A 15,597-nucleotide genomic window follows, 5' to 3' on the forward strand; every position below is an offset into this window, starting at 1 on the left:
GATAAGCGAAGCGCCATCCGGCAAAAAATGCCAGCCCTCACAGCGAGGGCTTTTTTCTGCTCGTCTTGCTGAAAATACCGCCGATCGCAGACAAAATCATAACCCTGGATTCACAAGCATCTTACACTCAGAGACTATTTTCGCTATGGTTAGGGTTAAGCGTTGCTGCTGGCACGTCCACGGCAATATAATGAGAATTGTTATCATTCAATAAAGCTTATGAGGAGTACGATATGGCTGTAACTAAGCTGGTTCTGGTGCGCCACGGCGAAAGCCAGTGGAACAACGAAAACCGCTTCACCGGTTGGTACGACGTTGATCTGTCTGAGAAAGGCGTAAGCGAAGCCAAAGCGGCAGGTAAACTGCTGAAGGATGAAGGCTTCACCTTTGATTTTGCTTACACCTCTGTGCTGAAACGTGCCATCCACACCCTGTGGAACGTGCTGGACGAACTGGATCAGGCCTGGCTGCCGGTTGAGAAATCCTGGAAACTGAACGAGCGTCACTACGGTGCGCTGCAGGGTCTGAACAAAGCGGAAACCGCTGAGAAATATGGCGACGAGCAGGTTAAACAGTGGCGTCGCGGCTTCGCGGTAACCCCGCCAGAGCTGACCAAAGATGACGAGCGCTACCCGGGTCACGACCCACGTTACGCTAAACTGACCGACGCAGAACTGCCGCAGACTGAAAGCCTGGCGCTGACCATCGACCGCGTTGTGCCTTACTGGAATGAAACCATTCTGCCACGCCTGAAAAGCGGTGAGCGCGTGATCATCGCCGCTCACGGTAACTCCCTGCGTGCGCTGGTGAAATACCTGGACAACATGGGTGAAGACGAAATCCTCGAGCTGAACATCCCAACCGGCGTACCGCTGGTGTATGAGTTCGACGAAAACTTCAAACCAATCAAACATTACTATCTGGGTAACGCGGACGAGATCGCAGCGAAAGCAGCGGCTGTCGCGAACCAGGGTAAAGCGAAGTAATTTCCGCAAGGCATAAAAAAAGCGCGGAGCCTTCCGCGCTTTTTTATTTGTGCCTGAGGACTCAGCCGCGACGCGCTTTTACCGCATTCGCCAGCTGACGCAGGATGGCGTCGGTATCGTCCCAGCCAATGCAGGCATCGGTGACGCTCTTACCGTAAACCAGCGGTTCACTGCCTTCCAGATTCTGGTTACCTTCAACCAGATGGCTTTCAATCATCACCCCGATCACCGCTTTCTCACCGCTGGCGATCTGCTGGCAAACGTCTGCCCCCACTTCCATCTGCTTTTTAAACTGCTTGCTGGAGTTGGCGTGGCTAAAGTCGATCATCACCTGCGGCGACAGTCCGGCTTTTTCCAGCCCGACTTTCACTTCCGCGACATGTTTAGCGCTGTAGTTTGGCTCTTTGCCGCCGCGCAGAATGATATGGCAGTCGCCGTTACCGCTGGTGTTCACGATGGCGGAATGACCCCATTTGGTCACGGAGAGGAAGCAGTGCGGCGCGCCCGCTGCGTTGATGGCGTCGATAGCCACCTTAATGGTGCCGTCAGTGCCGTTTTTGAAGCCAACCGGACAAGAGAGACCGGACGCCAGCTCGCGGTGAACCTGAGATTCCGTGGTGCGGGCACCAATTGCGCCCCAGCTCATCAGGTCTGCCAGGTATTGTGGCGTAATCATGTCCAGGAACTCACCCGCGGCAGGCAGGCCGCTGTCGTTGATTTCCAGCAGCAGCTTGCGGGCAATGCGCAGACCGTCGTTGATCTGGAAGCTGTTATCCATATGCGGATCGTTAATCAGCCCTTTCCAGCCCACGGTGGTGCGCGGTTTTTCAAAATAGACGCGCATCACGATTTCCAGCTCGCCTTTCAGCTCTTCACGCAGGGTGAACAGGCGGGCAGCATACTCTTTCGCGGCAGCAGGGTCGTGAATAGAGCACGGGCCAATCACCACCAGAAGACGATCGTCGCTGCCTTTCAGGATCTTGTGGATCGCTTTGCGGGCATGAGACACCGTATTTGCAGCATTTTCAGTGGCGGGGAATTTTTCAAGGAGTGCTACAGGAGGTAATAACTCATTGATCTCTTTAATGCGTAAATCGTCGTTCTGATAATTCATCTTCTTTCCGGCTCTGCCATATCTTTAGTAGTGAAAGCAATGCTTTCAATCTAACTTGTCGGCCAGGAAGTGTAAACGGGCTTTTACACTTCACGCAGATAATTCCTGGAATTCGCCTAAAAATCGCCACAAAATAGCGAAAAATGAGATCTAACCTAAGCTTTTTAACTGTAACAACCATTTTTGTGTGATTAAACACGATTCCATACTGACGTAAGTCCGTATGCTGGTATCTTTCGCCTTTGAACAAGATGCACTGTTGGAGAATGTTATCCAGCGTAACGAAAAGAACAGGAGCAGCATGATGAAAATGACGAAACTGGCAACTCTCTTTCTGACCGCCACACTCACCCTGGCAAGCGGTAGCGTCCTGGCCGCTGACACGGGCTCATCAGACAGCAACGGCGATGCCAATGCAGCCGCCGCTGCGGGCCAGGTCGCCCCTGATGCTAAACAAAACATCGCACCAAATAATGTCGATAACAGTCAAATCAATTCCGGAAATACCCAAACCGGCGGCACCATGCTACATCCCAATGGTACGGATTCCGGCACGATGAATCACGACGGCATGACCAAAGATGAAGTGCACAAAAACTCCATGTGTAAAGACGGCCGCTGTCCGGATCCAAATGACAAAGTCGGCAGTGATGCGGATACCAAAACTGACGGTACCACGCAGTAACGCTGAGTAATCTGAATAAAGGAGAGCGCGTGCTCTCCTTTTTTATTTAAGCTCTTAAAAACGCTACACTAAAAATAATAACAAATCAGGAAAGATGACATGGCGCACACACACTCCCCTTCCCCCACCTCCGGCGATGAAAATGCCAAACGGCTGCTGTTGGCGTTTGGCGTCACGGCAACGTTTATGGTTATCGAGGTCATTGGGGGGATAATCTCAGGTTCTCTGGCCCTGCTGGCAGATGCGGGACATATGCTTACCGATGCGGCTGCCCTGCTGTTTGCTCTGCTCGCCGTCCAGTTCTCACGCCGTCCACCCAATGCTCGCCACACGTTTGGCTGGCTCAGGCTCACTACGCTTGCCGCTTTCGTTAACGCAATTGCGCTGGTGGTAATTACCATCCTGATCGTCTGGGAAGCCGTTCAGCGCTTCAGACACCCGCAGCCCGTCGCCGGAACCACCATGATGGTCATCGCAATAGCGGGCCTAATTGCCAATATTCTGGCGTTCTGGATTTTGCATCGCGGCAGCGGGGAAAAGAATCTCAATGTGCGTGCCGCGGCATTGCATGTTCTGGGGGATCTGCTGGGCTCCGTTGGGGCGATTGTGGCTGCGCTGATTATTCTCGGGACGGGATGGACACCCATCGACCCGATTCTTTCGGTGCTCGTCTCCTGTCTGGTGCTACGCAGCGCCTGGCGGCTGTTGAAAGAGAGCGTCAATGAGTTGCTGGAAGGTGCCCCCACGTCAATTGACATTGGTGAGCTGAGACGAAATCTGAGCCGCTCGATTCCGGAAGTGCGAAACGTCCACCATGTTCACGTGTGGCTGGTCGGAGAAAAGCCTGTCATGACGCTGCACGTTCAGGTGATCCCACCCCACGATCACGACGCGCTGCTCGAACGTATCCAGCATTTTCTGGAACATCACTATGAGATTGCCCATTCGACGATCCAGATGGAGTATCAGCCCTGTAGCGGGCCAGACTGCCACCTGAACGAGGCGCAGTCCGGCCATTCACATCATCACCATTAGTGGGAAAGCGCGCGAGAGCCACGCTCACGCGCGCTGTTAATCCACATACGGCTGCCGTTCAGGGCAATGAAGGTTAGCAGCAGATATTCCAGCGACATGGCATAGACGCCCTGCAGGGCGAAAATCACCACGCTAATGACATTGATGATGACCCACAGCAGCCAGTTCTCGACATATTTTCGGGTCATCAGGATCATCGCCGCAATCGACAGCACCATCATGCAGGAATCCCAGAACGGGAAGGCATCCGGCTGGAGTTCAGGCATTGTGACACTCAAACCGAGTCCGGACATGGCCGAAACGGCAACGCGCGTCAGAAACGCAAACACCGGGTTGATATAAACGGTCATCAAACCAATGGCCGCCACGCAGGCGACAAGCCAGGCGATGGCTTTCGGCAACGGCAGCCAGCGGATCTGCAGCTCGGCTTCCTGCTGGCTGTTTTGACGCGACCACGCGTACCAGCCGTAAATATTGGCGGCAAAGAAAAACAGCTGCAATAGCAGGCTGGCGTAGAGCTGGATCTGGAAGAAGATAATCGCAAACAGCGTGACGTTAATCAGCCCGAACGCGTAATTGCTGATCTTCTCCAGGCTCGCCAGCCAGATGCAAAGTAACCCCGCCAGCGTGCCAACGGCTTCAATCCATGACAGGTCATAGCCACCCGCACCAATCGGTATATGAACCAAAATGTTTTGCGTGCTAAAAAAATCCATCTTTTCCCCGGTTCTGAATAAGTTAAGTACGTAGTGTAGCCGCAAAATCCAGCATGCGGTTAAGCGGAATTAACGCACCTTCCCGCAACGCCGCATCAACATGAATTTCATGCGCTGCCCCGCCCGTCTCGAGCCCTTCGGCAATCGCTTTCAGGCCGTTCATCGCCATCCACGGGCAGTGCGCACAGCTGCGGCACGTTGCCCCCTCGCCTGCGGTTGGCGCTTCGAGTAGCTCTTTTTCCGGCACCGCCTGCTGCATTTTGTAAAAGATACCGCGATCGGTAGCCACGATAAGCTGCTTGTGAGGCAGCGTCCTGGCCGCGTTGATAAGCTGGCTGGTTGAGCCAACCGCATCGGCCATATCGACAATCGACTGAGGCGACTCTGGATGCACCAGAATGGCCGCTTCCGGGTACAGCGCCTTCATACGCGTCAGCGCCTGAGTCTTAAATTCGTCGTGAACGATACACGCGCCCTGCCAGCAGAGAACATCTGCGCCGGTTTGCTTCTGAACGTAATTACCGAGATGGCGGTCAGGCGCCCAGATAATTTTCTCGCCCAGGCTATCCAGATGTTCAATCAGTTCAACGGCGATGCTGGAGGTCACCACCCAGTCTGCGCGGGCTTTTACCGCCGCAGACGTATTGGCATAGACCACCACGGTGCGGTCAGGATGGGCATCGCAGAATGCGGTGAACTCCTCAACAGGGCAGCCGAGATCGAGAGAACACTCTGCGTTGAGCGTCGGCATCAGAATAGTTTTTTCCGGGCTGAGAATTTTTGCCGTTTCACCCATAAAGCGCACGCCAGCAACCAGCAGCGTGGAAGCGGGATGCTTTGCACCGAAGCGTGCCATCTCCAGTGAATCAGAAATACACCCGCCGGTCTCTTCCGCCAGCTGCTGGATTTCCGGGTCGGTGTAGTAATGGGCCACCATTACCGCATCTCGTTCTTTGAGAAGACGCTTGATCTTCTCGCGGTAGAACTGCTTTTCATCCTGGCTCAGCGGGACAGGCTTTGGCGGAAACGGATAGATTGCGGCTTCGGGATCAAACATCACACTCATTATGGCTTCTCGTTTTACTGGCTTAACAATATTGCCTTTATTTTGCGCAACATAGCAAAACAGTCGGCAATTGTGTTTTGTATACTAAACAAGATAGCGAATTTGAGAAGAAAAGTCACCGGGTATAGGTGCGGTTAGCATTTGTCGGGTGGCGGCTTCGCCTTACCCGACCTACAAGAGAGGATTCTGAAACTTCAGATAGCAAAAAAGCGCCTTTAGGGCGCTTTTTTACATTGGTGGGTCGTGCAGGATTCGAACCTGCGACCAATTGATTAAAAGTCAACTGCTCTACCAACTGAGCTAACGACCCCTTGCGGGATTTTTTTCTTCGAAGTGGTGGGTCGTGCAGGATTCGAACCTGCGACCAATTGATTAAAAGTCAACTGCTCTACCAACTGAGCTAACGACCCATTCGGGTGCTGACTTCGAAGATTTTTACTCGGTACCACCGGAAAGTGGTGGGTCGTGCAGGATGACTCGGCTTCGCCTCGCCCTTCGGGCCGTTGCTAAAGCAACGTTATCCTTCACGTTTAATATCTCAGTAAGATATTAAAATTGGTGGGTCGTGCAGGATTCGAACCTGCGACCAATTGATTAAAAGTCAACTGCTCTACCAACTGAGCTAACGACCCGAGTGGTGGGTGATGACGGGCTCGAACCGCCGACCCCCTCCGTGTAAAGGAGATGCTCTACCAACTGAGCTAATCACCCACTCTGTACTACTGGTTTTGCGTTAAGTGGTGGGTCGTGCAGGATTCGAACCTGCGACCAATTGATTAAAAGTCAACTGCTCTACCAACTGAGCTAACGACCCACTTTTACGCTGTTTTCACGTTGTTTGATATCCCGTGGCAACGGCGGCATATATTACTGATTTAAGAATTCTGCGCAACAAAAATTTCGATGAAGATCACTTAACTGCTTACGAATCATGCGGCACGACCAGAAATAACACGATTTCTGGTCATGCGATAATCATCCCATCGAACTCAGACGTTTTTGCGCCTGTTTGGCACCTTCGGTACCCGGGAATTTTGTGACAACCTGCTGATACACCGCTTTGGCCTTCGCAGTGTCACCTTTGTCCTGCATGATCACGCCGACCTTATACATCGCATCCGGCGCTTTTGGCGATTTCGGGTAATTTTTCACCACTGAGGCAAAATAAAACGCCGCATCGTCCTTTTTACCCTTGTTGTAATTCAACTGACCGAGCCAGTAGTTCGCATTTGGCTGGTAAGTGGAATCAGGGTACTTCTTCACGAAGTTCTGAAACGCAACGATAGCGTCGTCCTGGCGAGATTTGTCCTGTACCAGGGCGATAGCCGCGTTGTAGTCAGTATTCGCGTCACCGCTCTGTACAGGCGCGCCTGAAGAGGCTGGCGCATCTGCTGTCGGAGCAGGTGTCGCTGTCGCCGCACCGCTTTGGTCGCCCGCAGCTGGCTGTGCTGCTGCACCACCGCTACTCAGGCTATCCATCTGCAGTAAGATCTGCTTCTGGCGTTCCACAACCTGGTTCAACTGATACTGGCTTTCCTGGATCTGGCCGCGGAGAGAGTCAATATCATTTTGGTTATCGGAAAGCTGCTGCTGGAGTTGGGTTAAAAGCTGACTGTGAGCGTTAGAAATACGCTCGAGTTGAGTGACCCGGTCTTCTACCGAGCCTGAGCCGACACTACTGATTGGTGCCTGAGCAAAAGCGGCCCAGGGGGCCGCTATTCCAACCAGTAACGACAGACTCATGAGATGATGTCTGAAGTTACTGCTCATGCCATTCTCTTAGTAAACCAGTACGGCACGACGGTTTTTGGAGTAAGCCGCTTCGTCGTGACCCAGTACTGCAGGTTTTTCTTTACCGTAAGAAACGATGGAGATCTGGTCAGCAGAAACGCCTTTACCCTGCAGGTACATTTTAACAGCGTTAGCACGACGTTCACCCAGGGAGATGTTGTACTCTGGAGTACCACGTTCGTCCGCGTGACCTTCTACGGTGACTTTGTAAGACGGGTTGCTACGCAGGAAGTTAGCGTGAGCATCCAGCATCGCAGCGAAATCAGAACGGATGTCGTATTTATCCAGATCGAAGTAAACGATGTTGTTCTGCTGCAGCTGCTGCATCTGAAGACGCGCTTGCTCTTCAGAAGACATGTTGCCATTGCCGTTAGCGTCCATACCGGTGCCGGCACCCATCATGCCTTCACCGCTCTGGTCATTGCTTGCGTTCTTGTTAGAAGAACACGCTGCGATTGCCATTACAGGCAGAGCGATCATCAGCCCCTTCAGCACTTTGTTCAGTTGCATTTCTAAGATTCCTTTAGTAATCAATTAATTATTATTTACAGATACGGCGACCAGGCAGGTGATTTTACCTGTCCATCAGTTGCCGGAATACGCGCTTTGAAACGCCCATCTGTAGAAACCAGATTCAGCACAGATCCCATCCCCTGAGAAGAGCTGTAGATTACCATCGTGCCGTTAGGTGCCAGACTTGGCGTTTCATCCAGGAACGTTGACGAGAGAACTTGCACGCCACCCGTTACCAGATCTTGTTTGGCAATGTGCTGCTGACCACCCGCAGAACTGACCATTACCATCGTTTTACCATCGGCACTGACGTCAGCATCCTGGTTCTGAGAACCTTCCCAGGTAATACGCTGCGGCGCTCCGCCGTTGATATTCACTTTATAAACTTGTGGACGACCGGCCTGGTCGGACGTGAAGGCCAGGTTCTGGCTGTCCGGGAACCAGGTTGGTTCGGTGTTGTTGCTACGGCCATCCGTCACCTGACGAATCTGACCAGAACCGATGTCCATCACGTACAGGTTCAGGCTACCGGTTTTAGACAGGGCAAAGGCCAGTTTTGAGCCATCCGGAGAGAACGCAGGCGCACCGTTGTGACGTGGGAACGACGCAACCTGACGCACGGCACCATTAGACAGCGTCTGGATAACCAGCGCAGAACGACCGCTTTCGAAGGTTACGTAGGCCAGTTTGGAACCGTCAGGAGACCACGCCGGAGACATCAGCGGCTGTGGAGAACGGTGAACGGTGAACTGGTTGTAGCCATCGTAGTCAGAAACGCGCAGCTCATACGGGAACTGACCGCCGTTGGTCTGAACCACGTAAGCGATACGAGTACGGAATGCACCTTTAATACCGGTCAGCTTCTCAAACACTTCGTCACTTGCGGTGTGGCCCGCATAGCGCAGCCACTGCTTGTTCACTTTATAAGTGTTCTGAGCCAGAACGGTACCTGGCGCACCGCCGGTATCGACCAGCTGATAAGCCACGTTGTAGCCACCGTCTGGGGCAGGCGTTACCTGACCGACTACGATCGCATCAATACCCAGCGCAGACCACGCCGCAGGCTGTACTTCCTGCGCGGTACCCGGCTGCTGTGGCAGGCGAGAACGATCTAATGGGTTGAATTTGCCGCTGTTACGCAGGTCAGCGGCTACAATGCCGCCGATGTCTTCAGGCGCCGCACCCGGGCCAGCCCACTGGAACGGAACAACGCCGATTGGGCGCGCCGAGTCCACCCCCTGGGTGATCTCGATACGTACTTCTGCATGCAGCACAGCTGCCCACAGCATTAAAAAACCAAATGCTACACGTAATGCCTGCTTCATCATATCTCCCTTATCTGGGTAACCTTACCCACGATAATTTAGCAGAATGTTAACAAACTCAAATAGACAAAACTACCTGAACCCTGTGACTAAACCTGGTCTATTTTCCCCCGTTTGCACGGGGAAAATGTAACTTAAGGTTTGAAGTCCAGTGGCGCATTTTTAAAGACTTCATACACGGCCTGAGAAGGCGGTTTTGGCATCTTCGCCTGACGCGCTGCAGCCAGTGCAGCAGTACATAAGGCTGGATCGCCACCTTCAGACTGAATATCGAGCAGCATCCCATCCGGCGCCAGTTTTATACGCAGCGTACACGTTTTACCGGTGTAGGAAGACGCATCATAAAATCGGCTTTCGATAGCGGATTTAATCTGCGCGGCATAACCGTTGATTTCAGCGCCTGATGCACCGTTACTCTTAGTGTTACCACTTCCAGACGGCGCTGCGTTGTTTCCTTTCGCTCCGCCACCCGTTTTCGGTGCATTCTTACCTGAACTGAGATCGCCCAGCAGATCGTCAACGCCTGCAGCAGCGGCAGCTTTTTCAGCGGCAGCAGCCTTTTTCGCAGCGGCTTTTTCGGCGGCTGCTTTCTTATCGGCAGCGGCCTTCGCGGCTGCAGCTTTTTTATCGGCTGCGGCTTTTTCTGCTGCGGCCGCTTTTTCAGCTGAGGCTTTCTCGGCAGCAGCCGCTTTCTTCGCCGCCTCGGCAGCAGCTTTCTTCTCTGCTTCCTGAGCGGCTTTCTTCGCGGCTTCCGCTTCGGCTTTCTTCTGAGCATCAGCAGCGGCTTTCTTCGCGGCTTCCGCTTCAGCTTTCTTCTGAGCATCGGCAGCGGCTTTCTTCGCGGCTTCCGCTTCAGCTTTCTTCTGAGCGTCAGCAGTGGCTTTCTTCGCAGCGTCTGCGGCTAATTTAGCCTGCGCATCTGCCTGTGCTTTCGCATCCGCAGCGGCTTTGGCCGCAGCCTCCTCCGCCTGTTTCTGCTGTTCTTGCGCTTTCTTCGCTGCGGCTTCAGCCTGTTTCTGCTGCTCAGCCTGCTCTTTCGCCGCGTCCTGCGCCTGCAAACGCTCTTTCTCAAGCTGCTTCAGACGCTCCTGCTCCGCGGCCTGCTTTTCACGCAGTTCTTCCGCTTGCTGTTGCGCCTGTTTTTCACGCTGCTCTTCAGCACGTTTTGCACTCGCCTGCTGCTGTTGCTGACGATTATAGTTCTGCACTACCGCACCGGGATCCACCATGACGGCATCGATGGAAGACCCCCCACCGCCGCCAGCTGATGCATCAATGTGCTCGTCGAACGAACTCCAGATCAGCGCTGCAAAAAGAATAACGTGCAGTACTGCGGAGACGATTATCGCTCGCTTAAGCTTGTCGTTCTGTTCGGTTGCCTTTGACACTATCGGTTCCCAAAAACTACGCAGATGATCAAATAGGCTGAGTCATTAAGCCAACAGACTTAACGCCCGCACTATGTAGCAAGTTCAGCGCTTTAATAATTTCATCGTAAGGCACGTCTTTCGCGCCACCGATTAAGAAGACCGTTTTCGGATTTGACTCCAGGCGTCGTTGCGCTTCAGCAATAACCTGCTCGGGCGGCAGTTGATCCATACGATCTTTCTCGACCACTACGCTGTACTGCCCTACACCGGAAACCTCAATGATGACCGGAGGATCGTCATTGGTGCTTACCGCCTGTGATTCTGTCGCATCCGGCAGATCAACTTCCACGCTTTGGGTAATGATGGGCGCTGTCGCCATAAAGATCAGCAGCAGTACCAGCAGTACGTCCAGCAGTGGAACGATATTGATTTCGGACTTGAGCTCGCGACGACCTCGTCCACGCGATCTGGCCATGGTTTACCCCTTGTTGCTCTCGGTACTGGTAAACGCCTGACGGTGCAGAATCGCGGTGAACTCTTCCATAAAGTTGTCGTAGTTCAGTTCCAGTTTGTTCACGCGCTGGTTCAGACGGTTGTAAGCCATAACCGCCGGGATTGCCGCAAACAGACCGATAGCGGTCGCAATCAGTGCTTCAGCGATACCCGGCGCAACCATCTGCAACGTCGCCTGCTTCACCGCGCCTAACGCGATAAAGGCGTGCATGATCCCCCACACGGTACCAAACAGACCGATATACGGGCTGATGGAACCCACAGTGCCGAGGAACGGAATGTGCGTCTCAAGGGTTTCCAGTTCGCGATTCATGGAAATGCGCATCGCACGCGACGCACCTTCTACTACCGCTTCCGGCGCGTGGTTATTCGCGCGGTGTAAGCGGGCAAACTCTTTGAATCCGCTATAGAAAATTTGTTCGGAGCCTGAAAGATTATCACGGCGCCCCTGGCTTTCCTGGTACAGACGAGAAAGTTCGATACCCGACCAGAACTTGTCTTCAAACGCTTCGGCTTCACGGCCAGCGGCATTAAGAATACGCGTTCTCTGGATAATGATGGCCCAGGATGCGATTGAAAAACCAATCAAAATCAACATGATAAGTTTAACCAGAAGGCTAGCCTTCAGGAACAAATCAAGGATATTCATGTCAGTCACTGCTTAAACTCCGCGACAATAGACTTAGGAAGCGCACGAGGCTTCATTATGGTTGGATCAACACAGACAATCAGTACTTCAGCTGAGTTCAGTACGGTGTTCTCTGCATTGACTATCCGCTGCGTGAAAACCAGTGAGGTTCCGCGCATTGATGTAATTTCAGTTTGGACTTCGAGCATATCGTCGAGTCTGGCAGGCGCAAAATACTCAAGCGTCATCTTGCGTACCACGAAGGCAACTCGCTCAGCCAACAGCACCTGTTGACTAAAGTGATGATGGCGCAGCATCTCTGTGCGTGCCCGTTCATAAAAAGCAACGTAGCTGGCGTGGTAGACCACACCACCGGCATCGGTATCTTCGTAGTAGACACGAACCGGCCATCGAAACAGCGTTGTATTCACTTTACATCCCGGTAAAACATGAAAAGTTGGGGCTTTCAAACTTCGCTACTATACGCGCGGGAATGATGGTTTGGAATGGGAGAAAGTAAACGGAGAGTAAATTTTTATGGGCTCGGGTAAGCCCATATCGTTATAGGACATTTCTTATTCAGAAGAAGAAGAAAATCAGACCAGCAAGGAGAACCAAATCGGCAATCAGCGGGCAGAAAATTCCCTGCCAGTGAACGGCTTTCGGACGAAAGCCCACGCCGTGAATGACCCCTGCGCACACCGCCCACATGATGAGGAAGCCGTGCCAGATCTCAAGTTCGCTGGTCTTTGCCGCGAAGCGCGACGGGTCCCAGAAGATGCAGCCCGCCAGCAGTAATGCCATCACTAAAGAAAGCGCCCGTAACGGGCGCTTGTCCATTACCGCATATAACGTTGCGATAATATTCATTAGTGTTTTTCTTCACCCGCTTTGGTCGCTTCGACGTGCTCAAGCGCCAGGGCAGTGATGACACCAAATGCGCAGGCAAGAAGCGTCCCTAAAATCCATGCGAAATACCACATATTCAGCTCCTTACTTAGTACATAGAGTGGGTGTTGCTTTCGATATGTTCTTTGGTGATACGACCGAACATTTTCCAGTAACACCAGGCGGTGTAGAGCAGAATAATCGGTACGAACACGCAGGCAACATAGGTCATCAGGTTCAGCGTCAGCTGGCTGGAGGTTGCATCCCACATGGTCAGGCTAGCATTCATCATAGTGCTGGATGGCATGACGAACGGGAACATCGCAATACCTGCCGTCAGAATGATGCACGCCAGTGTCAGTGAAGAGAACACGAACGCCAGAGCGCCTTTTTCCAGACGAGAGGTCAGCACGGTCAACAGTGGCAACAGTACGCCCAGCGCCGGGATAGCCCACAGAGCAGGGGTATTGTTGAAGTTCACCATCCAGGCACCCGCCTGACGCGCGACTTCTTTCGTCAGCGGGTTAGACGGCGCAACATGGTTGATCGCAGACGTCACCACGTAACCATCGATACCGTACACCACCCACACACCGGCCAGAGCGAAGCAAACCAGAGTAACCAGCGCCGCGACCTGAGCCGTTGCACGGGAACGCAGGTGCAGTTCACCCACGGTACGCATCTGCAGATAGGTCGCGCCCTGAGTAATGATCATCGCCACGCTAACAACACCTGCCAGCAGACCAAACGGATTCAGCAGCTGGAAGAAGTTACCGGTGTAGTAAAGACGCATATATTCATCGATGTGGAACGGTACGCCCTGCAGCAGGTTACCGAATGCCACGCCAATCACCAGCGGCGGAACAAAGCTACCGATGAAGATGCCCCAGTCCCACATGTTACGCCAGCGGGTATCTTCAATCTTGGAACGGTAGTCGAAGCCTACCGGACGGAAGAATAAAGACGCCAGTACCAGAATCATCGCCACGTAGAAGCCGGAGAACGCAGCCGCGTAGACCATCGGCCAGGCAGCGAACAGCGCGCCACCTGCGGTGATCAGCCACACCTGGTTACCGTCCCAGTGAGGGGCGATGGAGTTGATCATGATTCGACGCTCGGTGTCATTACGACCGAGGAAACGGGTAAGCATCCCTACCCCCATGTCGAAACCATCAGTGACCGCAAAACCGATCAGCAGAACGCCGATCAACAGCCACCAGATAAAACGCAATACTTCATAATCGATCATTTGATGACTCCTGTCTTAGCGTGCCGGCTGAGTAGTCGCGGTGGACTGCTCGTAGTGATAGCGACCGGTTTTCAGGCTGCTTGGGCCAAGGCGCGCGAACTTGAACATCAGGAACAGTTCAGCCACCAGGAACAGGGTGTACAGACCGCAAATCAGCAGCATGGAGAAGATCAGATCACCCGCAGTCAGGGACGAGTTCGCTACTGCCGTCGGCAGCACCTCACCGATTGCCCATGGCTGACGGCCATACTCCGCAACAAACCAACCGGATTCGATAGCAATCCATGGCAGTGGAATACCGTACAGCGCGGTGCGCAGCAGCCATTTTTTCTCACCGATACGGTTGCGAATCACGGACCAGAAGGACGCCGCGATAATCAGCAGCATGATGATGCCGCAGCCCACCATGATACGGAACGCGAAGTACAGCGGTGCAACGCGTGGAATCGAATCTTTGGTTGCCATCTGAATTTGCGCTTCCGTCGCGTCGGAGACGTTCGGGGTATAGCGTTTCAGCAGCAGGCCGTAACCCAGGTCTTTCTTCACGTCGTTAAACTGATCGCGAACGGCCTGATCGGTTGAACCGGCGCGCAGCTGTTCCAGCAGCGAGTAGGCTTTCATCCCGTTACGGATACGCTCTTCGTGCTGCACCATCAGATCTTTCAGGCCAGTCACCTGTTTGTCGACGGAGCGTGTAGCGATGATGCCCAACGCATAAGGGATCTGAATGGCGAAGCGGTTTTCCTGTGCTTCCTGATCGGGAACACCGAACAGGGTAAATGCCGCCGGAGCCGGTTGGGTTTCCCATTCTGCTTCAATAGCGGCCAGCTTGGTTTTCTGCACGTCGCCCATTTCGTAACCGGATTCATCACCCAGAACAATAACAGACAGAATTGCCGCCATACCGAAGCTTGCTGCGATAGCAAAGGAGCGTTTTGCGAAAGCGAAGTCGCGACCGCGCAGCATGTAGTAAGAGCTGATGCCCAGTACGAACATCGCACCGCACACATAGCCAGAAGCCACGGTGTGAACGAATTTAACCTGAGCAACCGGGTTCAGGACCAGCTCAGCAAAGCTGACCATCTCCATGCGCATGGTTTCGAAGTTGAAATCGGACGCGATTGGGTTCTGCATCCAGCCGTTCGCCACCAGAATCCACAGCGCGGACAGGTTAGAGCCTAATGCCACCAGCCAGGTTACCGCCATATGCTGGACTTTACCCAGACGGTCCCAACCGAAGAAGAACAGACCTACAAAGGTGGATTCGAGGAAGAAGGCCATCAGACCTTCAATGGCCAGCGGCGCACCGAAGATATCCCCTACATAGTGGGAATAGTAAGACCAGTTAGTCCCGAACTGGAACTCCATGGTCAGACCGGTTGCCACGCCCAGTGCAAAGTTGATACCAAACAACTTGCCCCAGAACTTGGTCATATCTTTATAAATCTGTTTGCCGGAGAGGACGTAAACCGTTTCCATGATGGCCAGCAGGAACGCCATACCGAGCGTCAGCGGCACAAACAGGAAGTGGTACATCGCGGTCAAGGCAAACTGTAAGCGCGACAGTTCGACTACGTCTAACATTATGACTCCTTGCTCATCGCATGAAGACTCCGAGAGTGAACCCCGTCAGAGAGAGATCCACACGCATGCCCCAATACAAATTATTCGCATCCTTGTCGTCGTTATTACCCTGGAGAAGGATAAAAACGATGACG

The 15,597-nt window shown here is 53.2% G+C and carries 17 protein-coding genes and 5 tRNA genes; 3 read left to right on the plus strand and 19 right to left on the minus strand.

Annotated elements, in window-relative coordinates:
- The first annotated feature begins 233 nt into the window (after positions 1-233).
- Complete coding sequence (gene gpmA / locus AC2T6E_RS06620) at positions 234-986, plus strand: 2,3-diphosphoglycerate-dependent phosphoglycerate mutase (protein WP_089598926.1); 753 nt, start codon at positions 234-236, stop codon at positions 984-986.
- 61 nt (positions 987-1,047) lie between these two features.
- On the opposite strand, the gene aroG is transcribed toward gpmA, so the two are convergent.
- Positions 1,048-2,100: a 3-deoxy-7-phosphoheptulonate synthase AroG gene (gene aroG / locus AC2T6E_RS06625; RefSeq protein ID WP_486690984.1), complete on the minus strand. Its 1,053-nt coding sequence runs from the start codon at positions 2,098-2,100 to the stop codon at positions 1,048-1,050.
- Between the two features lie 304 nt (positions 2,101-2,404).
- Between aroG and AC2T6E_RS06630 the strand changes: the two genes are divergently transcribed.
- Complete coding sequence (locus tag AC2T6E_RS06630; protein ID WP_029485008.1) at positions 2,405-2,785, plus strand: YbgS-like family protein; 381 nt, start codon at positions 2,405-2,407, stop codon at positions 2,783-2,785.
- Between the two features lie 99 nt (positions 2,786-2,884).
- Positions 2,885-3,820, plus strand: coding sequence for a CDF family zinc transporter ZitB (gene zitB / locus AC2T6E_RS06635; protein WP_100165265.1), 936 nt, complete (start codon positions 2,885-2,887; stop codon positions 3,818-3,820).
- Here the strand turns inward: zitB and pnuC are convergent.
- The 18 genes from pnuC to cydA form a co-directional block, all read right to left on the minus strand.
- Complete coding sequence (gene pnuC, locus AC2T6E_RS06640) at positions 3,817-4,536, minus strand: nicotinamide riboside transporter PnuC (protein ID WP_486690987.1); 720 nt, start codon at positions 4,534-4,536, stop codon at positions 3,817-3,819. The two genes, zitB and pnuC, sit on opposite strands and share 4 nt — an antisense overlap.
- Before the next feature lie 22 nt (positions 4,537-4,558).
- A complete protein-coding gene (gene nadA, locus AC2T6E_RS06645) occupies positions 4,559-5,602 on the minus strand; it encodes a quinolinate synthase NadA (RefSeq protein WP_109081185.1) in 1,044 nt (347 codons plus the stop codon).
- A gap of 234 nt (positions 5,603-5,836) precedes the next feature.
- Positions 5,837-5,912: transfer RNA gene (locus tag AC2T6E_RS06650), tRNA-Lys, on the minus strand.
- Positions 5,913-5,936: 24 nt separating this feature from the next.
- Positions 5,937-6,012, minus strand: a tRNA-Lys gene (locus tag AC2T6E_RS06655).
- Positions 6,013-6,158: 146 nt separating this feature from the next.
- Positions 6,159-6,234, minus strand: a tRNA-Lys gene (locus AC2T6E_RS06660).
- A 3-nt stretch (positions 6,235-6,237) separates the two neighbouring features.
- A tRNA-Val gene (locus tag AC2T6E_RS06665) sits at positions 6,238-6,313 on the minus strand.
- A 27-nt stretch (positions 6,314-6,340) separates the two neighbouring features.
- Positions 6,341-6,416: transfer RNA gene (locus AC2T6E_RS06670), tRNA-Lys, on the minus strand.
- A 161-nt stretch (positions 6,417-6,577) separates the two neighbouring features.
- The gene (cpoB, locus tag AC2T6E_RS06675) at positions 6,578-7,372 is read right to left on the minus strand and encodes a cell division protein CpoB (RefSeq protein ID WP_100165267.1); all 795 of its coding nucleotides are present in this window, start codon (positions 7,370-7,372) and stop codon (positions 6,578-6,580) included.
- 9 nt (positions 7,373-7,381) lie between these two features.
- Entirely contained in the window at positions 7,382-7,903 is a 522-nt protein-coding gene (gene pal, locus AC2T6E_RS06680; protein WP_003858578.1) for a peptidoglycan-associated lipoprotein Pal, read from the minus strand.
- A gap of 35 nt (positions 7,904-7,938) precedes the next feature.
- Positions 7,939-9,231: a Tol-Pal system beta propeller repeat protein TolB gene (gene tolB / locus AC2T6E_RS06685; RefSeq protein ID WP_486691221.1), complete on the minus strand. Its 1,293-nt coding sequence runs from the start codon at positions 9,229-9,231 to the stop codon at positions 7,939-7,941.
- Between the two features lie 134 nt (positions 9,232-9,365).
- Positions 9,366-10,619 carry a cell envelope integrity protein TolA gene (gene tolA, locus AC2T6E_RS06690; RefSeq protein WP_486690990.1) on the minus strand — a complete coding sequence of 418 codons (1,254 nt, stop codon included), beginning with the start codon at positions 10,617-10,619 and terminating at the stop codon, positions 9,366-9,368.
- Between the two features lie 28 nt (positions 10,620-10,647).
- Positions 10,648-11,076: a colicin uptake protein TolR gene (tolR, locus tag AC2T6E_RS06695; protein WP_003858589.1), complete on the minus strand. Its 429-nt coding sequence runs from the start codon at positions 11,074-11,076 to the stop codon at positions 10,648-10,650.
- 3 nt (positions 11,077-11,079) lie between these two features.
- The gene (gene tolQ / locus AC2T6E_RS06700; RefSeq protein WP_089598919.1) at positions 11,080-11,772 is read right to left on the minus strand and encodes a Tol-Pal system protein TolQ; all 693 of its coding nucleotides are present in this window, start codon (positions 11,770-11,772) and stop codon (positions 11,080-11,082) included.
- The gene (gene ybgC / locus AC2T6E_RS06705) at positions 11,769-12,173 is read right to left on the minus strand and encodes a tol-pal system-associated acyl-CoA thioesterase (protein ID WP_003858593.1); all 405 of its coding nucleotides are present in this window, start codon (positions 12,171-12,173) and stop codon (positions 11,769-11,771) included. The genes tolQ and ybgC overlap by 4 nt, the downstream gene beginning before the upstream one ends.
- A 148-nt stretch (positions 12,174-12,321) precedes the next feature.
- The gene (gene ybgE / locus AC2T6E_RS06710; RefSeq protein WP_010428735.1) at positions 12,322-12,612 is read right to left on the minus strand and encodes a cyd operon protein YbgE; all 291 of its coding nucleotides are present in this window, start codon (positions 12,610-12,612) and stop codon (positions 12,322-12,324) included.
- The gene (gene cydX / locus AC2T6E_RS06715) at positions 12,612-12,725 is read right to left on the minus strand and encodes a cytochrome bd-I oxidase subunit CydX (RefSeq protein ID WP_003858598.1); all 114 of its coding nucleotides are present in this window, start codon (positions 12,723-12,725) and stop codon (positions 12,612-12,614) included. Before cydX ends, ybgE begins: the two co-directional genes overlap by 1 nt.
- A gap of 14 nt (positions 12,726-12,739) precedes the next feature.
- Positions 12,740-13,879 (minus strand): cytochrome d ubiquinol oxidase subunit II, encoded by a 1,140-nt coding sequence (gene cydB, locus AC2T6E_RS06720; protein WP_010428732.1) that lies wholly within the window; start codon positions 13,877-13,879, stop codon positions 12,740-12,742.
- A 15-nt stretch (positions 13,880-13,894) separates the two neighbouring features.
- The gene (gene cydA, locus AC2T6E_RS06725) at positions 13,895-15,463 is read right to left on the minus strand and encodes a cytochrome ubiquinol oxidase subunit I (protein ID WP_108415875.1); all 1,569 of its coding nucleotides are present in this window, start codon (positions 15,461-15,463) and stop codon (positions 13,895-13,897) included.
- Between the last annotated feature and the right edge of the window lie 134 nt (positions 15,464-15,597).

The sequence above is a fragment of the Enterobacter sp. B79-1 genome (assembly GCF_057444735.1).

Bases quoted from the DNA above. Each gene is read 5' to 3' on its own strand.
- cydX (WP_003858598.1), bottom strand. From the start codon at position 12,725: ATGTGGTATTTCGCATGGATTTTAGGGACGCTTCTTGCCTGCGCATTT.
- ybgE (WP_010428735.1), bottom strand. From the start codon at position 12,612: ATGAATATTATCGCAACGTTATATGCGGTAATGGACAAGCGCCCGTTA.
- gpmA (WP_089598926.1), top strand. From the start codon at position 234: ATGGCTGTAACTAAGCTGGTTCTGGTGCGCCACGGCGAAAGCCAGTGG.
- tolB (WP_486691221.1), bottom strand. From the start codon at position 9,231: ATGAAGCAGGCATTACGTGTAGCATTTGGTTTTTTAATGCTGTGGGCA.
- zitB (WP_100165265.1), top strand. From the start codon at position 2,885: ATGGCGCACACACACTCCCCTTCCCCCACCTCCGGCGATGAAAATGCC.
- aroG (WP_486690984.1), bottom strand. From the start codon at position 2,100: ATGAATTATCAGAACGACGATTTACGCATTAAAGAGATCAATGAGTTA.
- cydB (WP_010428732.1), bottom strand. From the start codon at position 13,879: ATGATCGATTATGAAGTATTGCGTTTTATCTGGTGGCTGTTGATCGGC.
- cydA (WP_108415875.1), bottom strand. From the start codon at position 15,463: ATGTTAGACGTAGTCGAACTGTCGCGCTTACAGTTTGCCTTGACCGCG.
- nadA (WP_109081185.1), bottom strand. From the start codon at position 5,602: ATGAGTGTGATGTTTGATCCCGAAGCCGCAATCTATCCGTTTCCGCCA.
- pal (WP_003858578.1), bottom strand. From the start codon at position 7,903: ATGCAACTGAACAAAGTGCTGAAGGGGCTGATGATCGCTCTGCCTGTA.
- AC2T6E_RS06630 (WP_029485008.1), top strand. From the start codon at position 2,405: ATGAAAATGACGAAACTGGCAACTCTCTTTCTGACCGCCACACTCACC.
- tolR (WP_003858589.1), bottom strand. From the start codon at position 11,076: ATGGCCAGATCGCGTGGACGAGGTCGTCGCGAGCTCAAGTCCGAAATC.
- cpoB (WP_100165267.1), bottom strand. From the start codon at position 7,372: ATGAGCAGTAACTTCAGACATCATCTCATGAGTCTGTCGTTACTGGTT.
- pnuC (WP_486690987.1), bottom strand. From the start codon at position 4,536: ATGGATTTTTTTAGCACGCAAAACATTTTGGTTCATATACCGATTGGT.